Genomic DNA, 12,577 nt, shown 5'->3' on the forward strand with positions numbered 1-12,577 from the left:
TCAGTTTACTTGAGATTTTGCTCTTTTTCTATCCACCTAGTTATTAGACGCTTACGATAAATCACAGAAGTTTATCCTAATTTATTTCTAAATAAAGAGGCTGACTCAAAAGTGTTATCTTTTGGTCAGCCTCTTTTTTATATTATCTTCTATAGCTTCAGACGCTTAAAAATCCTTTCCGGCACCATGCGAATGATCAGCATGATTAAAGTCCAAAAAGAGGGCGTATAAATGGAATCTTTCCCTTTTTGGATCGCCCGGCTCATCATGTTTGCCACTTGCTCCGGTTTAGCGACCAAAAACATTCCCTGCTGGCCAAAGGTCATTTTGGTATCTACAAATCCTGGCTTGACCGTAATCACCTTTACACCTGAAGGAAATAATCGGTTCCTCAAGCCCTGGAGATAGACAGACAAGGCCCCTTTGGTCGATCCGTAGATATAATTGCTCTGTCTTCCCCGGTCGCCTGCTACCGAAGAAATGACGCAAATAAAGCCACTTTTTCTCTTTTCCATATAATCAGCTGCGATCTCTAGAATGGAGACCGCAGATACGTAATTAATCTCCATCATCCTTCGCGCCTGTTCGAAATCCTCTTGAGCCTCTTGTTGTGCAGCCATATAACCGTAAGCCAATACGACGCCAGAAAGGAGAGCTTGCTCGGCACAAGCATCAAAAAAGGCTTGGTGTTGATCATAAGCTAGAGCGTCAAAAGGCTGTATTCCCACCCGAACTTGATGACGAATTTCGATATCCCCTGCCAGCAGCTCCAATTCTTCCAGGTCTCTTCCTGCTAGGATAAGGTTATATTTCTCCGACGCCAATTGATGGGCCATGGCCTTAGCAATTCCTGAAGTCGCTCCTAAAATTAAGACGGTTTTCATCCTCGATCCTCCGTAAGCTTCAGTCTTCTGGACATGGAAGAGGAGAACACATGATTCGGGTCGATTTGATCCTTCATCTGACGGAACTTCTCCCATTCGGGATACATATGGCGAAAGGTTTCCGGGCTCATCGTCGAATCCTTGGCCAAATACAAGACACCATCATATTGCATAACCGCTTTATCCAGCTCTTGAATAAAGGAGAAAAACTTCTCCCCGCCGCGAACCGGAATATCCAACGCCAAGGTATACCCTTTTCTCGGAAAAGCCAGCCAACCTTTCCCCTTCTGTCCAAAGCTTTTTAGCACAGCCAAAAAAGAGGATTTTTTTGACCGACTGAGCATAGTCAGGATCGTGGTAAGGCCAGCCTTACTCGTTTCTGGCGGAAATACCATTTGGTATTGAATAAATCCGCTTGTCCCATACATCCGATTCCAATTGTGAATCGCATCCAGCGGGTAGAAAAACGTATCATAATCCACAGTGACCCGGCTGTTATCTTTAAACTTGTTATAATAAAGCGTATTAAACGCTCCAATGGATAAAGGATTTAAGGCTACGGACGGCAAATGGAAGGGCATATTAAGCTTTCTCTTCTCCTTAACGGACAGCGAATGCTCCCTGGAAGCGTGCTTACCAAGCATCAAAACCGACCGACCCATGGATTTTCCCGAGGAAAGACAATCAATCCAGGCAACAGAATAGGGATAAAGTTCATCCGTCTCTGCAAGCTTTTCGAGTGCCTCCTCCAGATTCGCTGCCTTTTGATAATCGACATCGATAAATGCCGATTCAACAGGAATTAAACGAAGGCGAACGGTTAACAGAATACCTGTTAACCCTATGCCCCCTACTGTGGCCCAGAATAAATCCGCATTTTCCTCACGCGAGCAGGTTAATACACTTCCATCTGCCGTCATTAATGTAAAATCAATGACATGATCGGAAATCGCTCCGTCCTTATGATGGTTTTTTCCATGGACGTCATTGGCAATCGCCCCGCCAATGGTCACGTATTTTGTACCTGGAGTAACAGGAAGGAAGTATCCGCGCGGCAAAAACACCCGAATGATCTCTTCTAAAGTTACCCCTGCTTCGCACTCCAAGATCCGCGTTTCTGCATCAAATGCAAGAAAACGATGGAATTGGGTATGCAAAAGGACACCGTTTCCCCGGTTCAGCGCTGTGTCCCCGTAGCTTCGGCCTAATCCCCGGGAGATATAGTGAAGATGTCTTTTGCTTGTAATCATCTCTTGCAGCTCTTGATATTTTTCCGGACGATAGAGAACCGCTTCCTCCTTGGGGTAATTGCCCCAGCCGGCTATGGTACTTTGATAAGCTTTCATCCTATACTCGCTCCTATATACCCTAGTAGCGTCCCCAGAACTAGACCTCCGAGGACTTCAATCTTATTGTGGCCTTGGGATTCTCGCAAGCTTTTTTCAGGCTTGGCCAACTGATTCAAATGCTTCGCATGGTCTCCCAAAGCTCGGCGAATTCCCGTAGCATCGATGATGGTAATCATTAAAAAAGCCACCCCTAAGGAAAACAAGGGCGTATTAAATCCTTCCTTAAACCCGATCAGCATCACAGCGGAGCTGACCACCGCTGTATGCGTACTGGGGAAGCCACCGTTCCCAATTCGCCCCTTCGCCTCTGCCCCAAAACGAACATAGTTGATCGCAAACTTTAGACAGCCGGAACATAGCCAGGCGATGAACGGTAACACCGCGTATATATAATTCATGATTTGCTTTCCTCCGCCCTAAATAACTTTCGGCTAAAAGCCAAAAGCGTAATCATCCCTAATAAGACACCGAACCAGAGTGTTCCAAAACGGGCCAACAGCGTGGCTGCCACGGCCGATGTCTTTTCCGTCCCTAATCCCATGAGGAGACCAACCATGCTGGACTCGGCCACGCCCAGTCCTCCGGGAAGCATAGATACCGCCCCAGCAATCGAAGAAAAGGAAAACACATAAATGGCTTCTAATAACGGTAAACCAATATCAAGGCCCTGGAACACCCAATAAAGCGAGACACATTCTAAAAACCAAGAGACGAGACTTATCACCGTCGTGAATATTAGAATTCTCCAATGGAACAATTGGTAGGAGCTTTCATAGAATACTTCGAGCTTTTCCCCTACTCGTTTTAAGAGGGAAACCTTCTTTATATAACCTAATAATTGTAGGGTTAACCGGCGGGATTGGATGAGCAAAACGAGAATGAGAAAAAACAGAAAGGTACCGACCAACAGATAAGATCCATTCGAAAATCGGCTTATTCCAATACTAGCTAAAACCGCCATCGCGAGCAAATCCGTCGTCCTCTCCGCCAATACGATGGGCGCAGAACGCGCGATCTCGACCCTCTTCATTCGTTTGAGAAGAAAAGACTTCAATACCTCTCCTGCTTTTCCTGGCGTAATGGCCATGGACATGCCACTCAAAAAGATCATGGAACTTTGCCCGAGAGAAAGATGGATCCCTAATGACCTTACGTACAGCTCCCATTTTACAAACCGCAGGACATAACCCATAAAGGTAAAGAGCAGCATCAGCGCGAGATAGCCGGGATGGAACTCAGAAAAACTCTCTCCCAATTCCCTAACATCCCCCCATAGCCCAAACCCCACGATCACGACGAGGCCCAAGAGGAGACCCAGCCACAGCCTTTTTTTAAGTCGTTCCGTATCCATCTCTTTGTCCTCTATTGAAAGTAGATTTTGATGATCATAACCGTAAGACCAAATAAGATAACCGTACCTAAAATATGTTTATCATCCAGCAGCACTTTCTCTGGACTGCCCCCACCTTCTCGCATATGTACTAAGTAGAGATAGCGAAATATCCCATAAATCACAAAGGGAATCGTCCACATCATCAGGGCATTTGGTCCAGATGTCGCTGTATATAAGGAATAGCTCATAATCGTAGCGGACGTAACGATAGAGATCATTTGATCGAGCAAGCCGGTCGAATAGTGCTCCAACACTTTTCTTTGTCTCTGCTTGTCCCCATTAAATAGCTCCAGTTCGTGCCTCCGTTTGCTCAAGGCTAGAAACAAGGCCAATAGCATCGTACAGAGAATAAACCAGGAAGTCATACGAACCTCTACGACAACCGCTCCAGAGAACCCTCGGAGGACAAAGCCCAAGGCGATAATCATGACATCAATGATTACAACATGTTTCAGCTTAATGGAGTAAAGCACATTCACAACAAGATAAATCACAAGGATTACGGCAAATAGCGGCTCCAACCAATACGCTGTAGATAGGGATAGAATCAGAAGAAAAAGACCTATACCAATAGCTGTACGGATTTTAAGTGCGCCTGAAGCAATCGGTCGCTTAGACTTTTCCGGATGGAGCCGATCCTTCTCTACATCGAGAATATCGTTTAGGATATAGACCGTACTTGCCGCGAAAGAAAAACAGAAAAAAGCTAAGATCGTCACAAGTACTGCATGTATATCAATAAACTTTTCAGCAAAAACCGGGGCGGCCAAGACGAGTAGGTTTTTAGTCCATTGTTTCGGCCTAAGTTGTAGTACAAGAGGTTTCAGATCCTTTGCCTCCCTTCTGAAATTAAAATATCTTCCCCATCTAATTTCGGAAGATATAATTACAGATTTAACATCTAGATGTTCTTTTTCGTTAGTTGATTAACTAACTCTTTATTAATATTGTAAAGACCCAAGTATCAATGCATACTGAATGTTTCATCTAGAAATATAAAATTTGAGTCAAAAGGTTATCAAATTATCTTTCGTTTCATTTGTTTCACCTGTTTATCGTTCAAATTTGATCCTTGTTGATTTTAACATACTCTTCGACTTCATGGAAATCCGACCAAAGAAAATAGCGACGGTCAATACCGTCGCTAAAAAAATCACCCATTATTTATTTAGTAGGTTGTAGATCACTTGAGCACTTTCTGCACGAATCGTTAATCCCTTCGGTGCGAATACGCCAGCGCTGCGTCCTTTGATCATTTCGATTTCTGCAGCCGCATTGACATAAGGTATTGCCCAACTGCTCATCTGGTCCTGATCTGTAAAGTGAGAAGTTCCTTTTTGAAGCTCTACCTTCTTACCTGTCTTCACTTCATAGGCACGAACGATCATTGTCGCCATTTGCTCACGAGTGATTTCAGCATCAGGTGCAAAGGTTTGTGCATCTAAACCAGAAACGATACCCGCCTCATTGGCTGCAGCTACAAACTCAGCATACCATGCACTCTTTGGTACATCGCTGAACTTCGCTTCTCCGCTAGCCTTCAAGCCTAGAGCTTGGACAAGAAGTGTAGCAAACTGTGCTCTTGTTACATTAGCCATTGGGGCAAATTCATTTTGGCTCACGCCTTTAATGATGTGCTTTGCTGATAATTCTTGGATGACAGGAGCTGCCCAATAGTTAGCCGCTACGTCAACATAATTTTTGTTGTATTCCAGCACTCCATATTTACTGAAGTGGTAGACCTGAACCGAAATTACTCCATCCTTCAACTGTCCACCCAGATATTCCAGGCTTCCGTTATCAGGAAGATAGTAGATACCGATTAATTTAGGATTTGCATTCGGATTAACCTTAAACGAAATCCAAATAGGTTTAGCAAAGCTGCTTAATTTCGTCACTTTTCCATCCTTGTTGATAATGGACAGTTCAAATTCAAAGATTTCACCCGCAGCATTTAATTTAGCGCCTTGATTTTGACCAGCTTTCGAAAGCAATTGGTTTTTAGCTGTTCCCTCTAATTTAGTTGCTTTAAAGGAAATTTTAGCATCCTTTAATTGTTCCGCAGGTAGAAGGTCAGCTAATGATTTGAGAACTTCAGAAGGAATAGCAAATGTTCCATTTTCTGTTTGAATTTCTAAACTATTGCTTCCTAAGAGATTGGCTGTATTAGCTGGTAGGTCAATCGTGTCTTTATCCTTCGATACACTAACAACTACTTTTCCATCCTTCGCCTTACCGCTAATGTCTTCTGGTTTTACTTCATGGACGTTTTCGGGTGTTTTTGGCACTACTGGTGCAGTGCCACCGCCGCCACCGCCACCGCCGCCACCTTGTTGTGGGGTATAGGTTACGGTAAATGGCTGTGTTCCTTGATTATTAGACGAATCCCTCGCTATTAACGAGAAGCTGTTTTCCCCTGCCTGTAACGTAACAGCATAGCTGAACTGGCCATTTGTTAAAGGAACAGATACTCCATTAATTGTAAGCGTAATATGGGAGTCATTGTCCGTTACTATCCCGGTTAACGTATAGCTTGCACTTCTAACTTGGGTTGCAGAACTAATCGTAATGTCTGGTGCTGTAGTATCTGGTTGTGCTGTTGGTGCGTAGGTAACTGTAAAGTTTTGCTCCTTTACGTTCCCTGCACGATCTGTTGCTCTAATAACAAAATGGTTTGTGCCTAACTGAAGTGTAACGCTCTGGTTGAAGTCTCCAATTCCATTTTTCGTGAAGCTTTGACCATTAACATTAATCTGAACGGAAGTCCCTTCGATGTCTCCATCAAGCACGTTACCTCTTAGCGTGTAAGAAGCCGATGTGGTGGCTGGAGACGACACCAAAGAGAGGGTAGGTGCAACGGTATCCACATAAACTTCTTCTGTTACCGGTACTGCCTGGCCTATAGTGTTAATCGCGCTAACAGTATAGACATGCGGTACAAAGTTTTCCTGACCAACCTGTACTGGGTAGACAAAGGACAATCCATCACGAGTAACTCCATCAGTAGAGTGATTGACGGTTACGGTTCCGTCTACTCCCAATGTTCCTCGGATTTCAAAATTAGATTTTGTGATTCTCGGAACTGCGGTCAGCTGCTGATCCCCTACCCAAACCCCTACGGTATTAATGACCGGTACATCCGTTTCGAAGCGAATGACAGTTAAACGGAGGGTTTCATAACCCGTTACGCCTTCTATTTCAATAGTATTACTGCCCACTTGAAGCGCAACGAACTGAGAAACGGTACCGCTCGTGCTGTCGAAGGTTCCAATCACTTGTCCATTGACTTTATATGTGACGGTAGGAGAACTCGTTCTCACTTCAACGGCCACATTTCCGCTAGTCGTTTCTGAATCTACCGGCTTATTTAGCAGGAGGAAACGATTTATGGACAAATTGATCGTTACCGTTTGTACACTTTCATTTCCAAATGGATCCCAACTCTTTACTGTAAAAATATTTACTCCCTCTGCAATGGATAGGCTAAAGCTGTGAGCTCTATCGGATGAAGTGCCAAGCTGCTGGCCTAACTCATTGTAAACGGCATGTGTAACGGTTCCGGAACCGTCCCTGGTGCTTACTTGAAGGTTGAATATATTCCCGGTTAACTGCGTGCTTGTCAGATTGATCTCACCGGCTTCATATTCCGGATTTAAAATAGATATAACAGGCGCTACGTTATCCACATAAACACTAAACGTTTTTTCTGCAGACTCACTTGTACTATCTGTTGCTAATAGTCGATAGTTCAAGGTCTGGCCATCCAAGCTTTCCAAAGCTGAAGAAAGGGTAAATAGTCCTTGCTCCATATACGTTCTTTCCGTAACGGTCTCCCCATCTCTGAAAAGTTCCATGTATACGGACTCAGTTACCGAGCCCTCTAGTCTTAATTCATTCGTATGAACATAAACACTATCCGTTACGGATTCAACGGAAGTATCGTTGAGCTTTAGATTCTGGATTTCTGGAGCGGTCTGCTCAACCCCAAATGTGTAGCCTGAAAATTTACGAGCCTTGAAGTGAATAATTAAATCTGTTCCTTCAAATACCATACCGGTTGTATAGAAGATTTCCCGGTTTAAGATACTCTCTCTTTCCCATCTTCCATCAGAGTAATGAAGCAGGAATATTTCATGCGGCATAATACCGAGCGAGAAGAAATTTGGAATTCTCATCGATAAATCTACCCATGTTCCATCCTCAGGCTCTAAACCGTCAAAATAGAAGGACAATAGGGATGTCAAAGGACTGTATCCTGGTGGCAGGTCCTCTGTTTCGTTTGATTCGACCACCAAGGTAGTTCCTGCTGGGAACGCACCTTCCGGTATGCGAACTGTGAACGCATCGCCTTCTACAACATCTCTTCCTCCGGTTAAGCCAACCGAATGATATTCACCCACAAACACTTGTCCAAACTCATCTTTAGCTCGAATCGTAACCTTCCCGCTTGGACGATCTATTGTTACAGAACGGTCTGTTCGAAGGGTATTCTTCACCGATTCAGTAAATGTCGATGCAGGTGTTGCTGTTAGAATTTCACTGATTTCCGAATTGGAATTGATTCGAAGTTTACCTCCCGGAATTTCCGTAATTGTAAACTGTGGTGTTAATGTCTCCCTATTAATGGTAAAGGCTGTAGGATTACTTTCATTTCCTGCAAGATCTACAACCGTCATATTAAAGGAATTTAACCCTTCGCGTAGTAAGGAAACATTTCTGAACTCATAGCTTCCACCATTGAATTTTGCCGTCGCAATGATGGTTGCTCCACGCTTTAAGCGAATCAAGTCCGCATCCGGTGAACTTACTGCTGCAATGATATTAACAGATTTCGCGTTGGTCTTATAAGCATTGGGTACTGACTCTGGAATGACGCTTAATCCGGCGGCACTGCTGAATGGATTCACGCTGGCCACACTTGGCTGCTCGGGTGCCTGCGCATCATATCTGAAAGTTAGTTCCTTCTGCATACCCGGGATATCAGACGCACTTACCGCTCTATATTTTATATCATAAACATGAGGTACACTCGGCGTATAATTCGTCAAGAATGAATGAAGCTGCGCCGCAGGGATGGGAGCAAAACGACTTCCTAGGTATTCAAAGGTTGCATTTTCCTTGCCTAATGCATACTGGATGTCCGCTCCGTCTAAGGTAAATAAGACTGGGCGTGGAATATTTGTACCATTATAGTATTGATTGATGTTCGGCATATTTTCAATGTAGGCAAAGGCATTTGGCAAGTTGGTATCAACCGTAACTTCATCCGCCGACATCAGCATCGCAGATTGGTTAAACCGATCGGTTGCCAAAACCATAAAGCGTTCATTTACCGCACGATCCCCCGGACGGATCTTATATTCAATTTCGTATAGACCATATCCCTTATCTTTATAGCTGGTTAGAGGGATGGTTCCCAAATATGGGCGAAGTGTAAGATTGGGTTCTGAGGCCTGTAATTGTATGACGAGTCTGTCTCCAAGAGTTAGACTTCTCCAATCTTTTTCCAAGCCTTCCGAATTGTAGGCTTTCCACCTCGATGCATCAATATTGAATTTCGGAGGTGCATCGTATCGAATGGTGACCGAATTCTTATTTTCAGCTTCCATGTTGCCCGCAGGATCCTTTGAATAATAACGCAGTACATGTTCTCCATCTGTAATGCGAATAGGATCCGTAAACAGGGTCCAAGGTCTTTCATTTAGCTTATAGAAGCTGGAGGCTGTCCCATCATTCGGAATGGTTGCCGTTTCCCCAGGAAGTGCTTCCCTTAGCTTCGCTTGTAATAATACGATCGGAGTGGGACCGATAAACCAAGGTTTTCCGCTTGAATCATGAACGGTTGTCAAAGAAGACTGGTTGACAATGATATGTTGAGTTGCAGGCACTTCTGCATCTACAAGAACCATTAACCCGGAACGCGTTTCATTTCCAGACTGATCCACCAGGTATAAGCTAAGGAGATGCGGTCCGTGCGACAAAGCATTCAGCAATGTGTGAGAAAGTGTATGGGTATTCGTGCTAGAATCAAAGCTTTGGCTAAATTCCGCCAATGAAATCGGCGCCGTGTCATCTACCTGAATAAAACTGGAAGCCAAATTGAGTGCCTCTTCTATCACCTTTAGCTGGATCGTTGGCTTTGCTGTTTGTGCATTGAGCTGTACAGGAGGTGTTGCCTGACCATTGACGGTAAATTGGGTTACCTCCGGAGCAACCGTATCTGATGCACGAGGTGTAACCTTTAAGGTTTGTGGTTGACTAACCGGAATTTCAACTTTTTGCAAATATCCATCGGCCCCATTAGTTAGCACATAGGCTTTTTCAACTTGAAGGACATTATTTGCTTCAGCACCAGGCTTTGCTTCAAAAGCAAAGGTGGCTACCTGTTGTTCGCTGCCCGTTAAAATCTGATTCCAGACCGCCCCATAAACGGATGAGCCGGCAAGAGTCGTTTCTGCCCGTTGTACTTCACCCAAGATGGAAGACCAGGATACTATATTTTGGTTGGTTCCAACCGGCTGAATAGCATCAGTACTGTGCCTTACCTCCAGCTCTATTCCCTTGTACCGAGGCAAATCCCCTTTTAAGCTTAGGCTCACATTTACTCTTCGATCACTCGGTTTCAAGACTTCTTTATCAAATTGAACAAATAACCCGGTATCGCTTGCTGCCAGTCCGGTATTAGCAAAGGCCCCAGGCGAATAGGGTATAAAGGTCATCATTAAGATGGCAATAACCAATATTCGGGGTAGCCATGATTTCTCCCTCATTTCTTTTCTCCCTCCGTATTTCATTCATATCGAGAGGCTGACCCCTAAGGGTCTGACCCCAAGCATCATTCAATGCGGGGTCATCCTTCGTTTTGGGTCTGACTCTTCTTTAATCTCCAGCAAGTCTATAGTTTGAGGCTAATATTCCGAAATCAAGACTGTCCACACTAATGTCTGCATTGAAGTCAGCTCGTAAAACCGGTGTCGTTCGGCTTAGTCCATATTCATCAACGAACACAGTCAGGTCAATGAGACCGATCCTATTGTCCGTATTGGCATCGCCAGCAAGCAGTGTGACGTTCGGAATACTTGTTCCTGGAACTACTTCAATCATAACCTTTTTACTTAAATGACCTGCCTTTGAAAAATAGAGGGTATATCTACCAGCATCCAGATTTAATTGATAGCTTCCATCACTTCCGGAATAAATAACAGTACCTGTTTCAAGCACCTGAATCTTGATTCCGGTTAAATCCATGCTTTCTGGCTTATGCTGCAAAAGAACCTTACCACTTACTGTTGAAGCCTTTTCTTGTAGATTGTAGATTAAATCTACCAATACGTCTTTTTCCCCTGTTGTCATAGATGTTGTGATAGCTTTCAGGTTCGTATAAGTGAGACCTGTTTCGTTTAACATCATTTCGTCATCCGTAGATAGTACTGGGTTAGCCTTAATGACGTCATCAATACTTGCGCTGCTGATTTTCGCTAGGGCTTTTAGCTGGTCCACAGTCAATTGATTAGCAGCGAGGGCGATTCCTGCGGACTTTCCTAGGCCTATTCCCTTAGATGAAAGTCCGGCCTTCAAATCACTTGGGATTTTCCCTTCATATGCCAAAACAAATAACAATAGTCTTTTCCAATCCTCGCCTAGAATGCCTTGACGAAGGAATTCGATATCCTCCAGAGTGCTGCTCTGGAAAACATTTAGCAAGCGAGCCGCTTCATCTTTGGCCATTTTCCCTAGTGCATCAGTTTCCTGCGGCGTTAGGCTGTATCCCGTTAACGCATATTTTCTTTGATTGAACTTAAAGAGCAGTTGGAGCTGTTCGTTGCTTAGTCGATTAATAAAGGTTAATTGTGTCTTGTACGCAGCAAGCTGATCCAACACTTCCGCCATATTATTCGGATACTGGACAATGCCCAGTGTCGTTGCAACATCGGCAAGCAATAATCTTTCCGCATTAGTCAATCCAAGAACAGCCCGATTGAATGCTGTAACATTAAGGCCCACTACTTCAAGAATCGCTTGATCCATTGGATCTGTAACTCCATATACCAGAACATGGAGCGGTGATGATTTGATTTCCTTTAAAGCATCCAGTTCATCCAGCATGTTCTTGCTTAGGTGAGCGGCTAATTCTATCATTTGAGTTGTGCGACTTAAGAAGCTTGCTTTTTCCGCCGGTGTCAACTGATTGACCAGGCCATAATAAACATTCACAAGATCCGAGTAGCTAGTAGAGGAACTGAAATCTAAAATGATTCTTATTTGCTCATCGCTTAATCCTTTGATTACACGCAAAGCCACAAGAAGGTCATCTTTTGTTACTCCATACGAACGAATGACTTCTTTTTCGTAATCATTGAATAAAGCCATTTTCCCCTTGCTTTCAACAAGTGATATCAAAGCGCGCGCTTGTGATGTTGGAAGCATCCTAATTTTGCTAAGCACAGGCTGAATGTTGGGGATAGACAGTGAGTCTTCCGCTATTTCGAAAGCTAATGAGAGAATGTTATTCACCTCAGAAATCAAGGTAAATGCGTTTGGACGCTTTAGAATCTCTGTAATGAGAGGCTGCGCACCTTGTAAGACCAGATTTGCATCTTCCGCTTTAATTCCCTCGAGCAATAGTGTCCAATAGTCATCCGTCATGATTGTTGGATTTCTCATCACACTTATAAGAAAGATCAGATCTTCCTTTTTGAAATTTTTACCCATAAACACACTGTCATCAACGGTGTATCGGACTTTATCCTCTGCGATCTCCAACACTCTGCGCAATTCATTTTTGGTTAATCCTTCAAGCTTTAGCACAATGGGTTTCATGACCCGAAGTTGATCAGGCGAAATACTGATTAATGCTTGAGCTCCAGGGGGGGCAACAAAAAAACCTAGAAGCACTAGAGCCAGTATTCCTGCCATCATCCTTGATAGTCGCCTTTTCACCGGCATCCTCT

The 12,577-nt window shown here is 43.9% G+C and carries 7 protein-coding genes; all 7 read right to left on the bottom strand.

The genetic code is table 11. From position 1 onward, the window contains the following. Positions 1 to 149 precede the first annotated feature (149 nt). On the bottom strand, positions 150 to 884 hold the full coding sequence (locus ABLT31_RS27765; protein WP_367757994.1) for an SDR family oxidoreductase: 735 nt from the start codon (positions 882 to 884) through the stop codon (positions 150 to 152). Further along, on the bottom strand, positions 881 to 2,230 hold the full coding sequence (locus ABLT31_RS27770; RefSeq protein WP_367757995.1) for an FAD-binding protein: 1,350 nt from the start codon (positions 2,228 to 2,230) through the stop codon (positions 881 to 883). Before ABLT31_RS27770 ends, ABLT31_RS27765 begins: the two co-directional genes overlap by 4 nt. After that, positions 2,227 to 2,634: a divergent PAP2 family protein gene (locus ABLT31_RS27775; RefSeq protein ID WP_367758063.1), complete on the bottom strand. Its 408-nt coding sequence runs from the start codon at positions 2,632 to 2,634 to the stop codon at positions 2,227 to 2,229. The genes ABLT31_RS27770 and ABLT31_RS27775 overlap by 4 nt, the downstream gene beginning before the upstream one ends. Then, complete coding sequence (locus ABLT31_RS27780; RefSeq protein ID WP_367757996.1) at positions 2,628 to 3,584, bottom strand: lysylphosphatidylglycerol synthase transmembrane domain-containing protein; 957 nt, start codon at positions 3,582 to 3,584, stop codon at positions 2,628 to 2,630. The genes ABLT31_RS27775 and ABLT31_RS27780 overlap by 7 nt, the downstream gene beginning before the upstream one ends. Before the next feature lie 11 nt (positions 3,585 to 3,595). Then, positions 3,596 to 4,498: a decaprenyl-phosphate phosphoribosyltransferase gene (locus ABLT31_RS27785; protein ID WP_462976543.1), complete on the bottom strand. Its 903-nt coding sequence runs from the start codon at positions 4,496 to 4,498 to the stop codon at positions 3,596 to 3,598. A gap of 288 nt (positions 4,499 to 4,786) precedes the next feature. Next, positions 4,787 to 10,396, bottom strand: a complete 5,610-nt coding sequence (locus ABLT31_RS27790; protein WP_367757997.1) for an S-layer homology domain-containing protein — start codon at positions 10,394 to 10,396, stop codon at positions 4,787 to 4,789. A gap of 109 nt (positions 10,397 to 10,505) precedes the next feature. Continuing rightward, the gene (locus ABLT31_RS27795) at positions 10,506 to 12,566 is read right to left on the bottom strand and encodes a hypothetical protein (protein WP_367757998.1); all 2,061 of its coding nucleotides are present in this window, start codon (positions 12,564 to 12,566) and stop codon (positions 10,506 to 10,508) included. Positions 12,567 to 12,577: the final 11 nt, after the last annotated feature.

This window comes from Ammoniphilus soli (genome assembly GCF_040813775.1).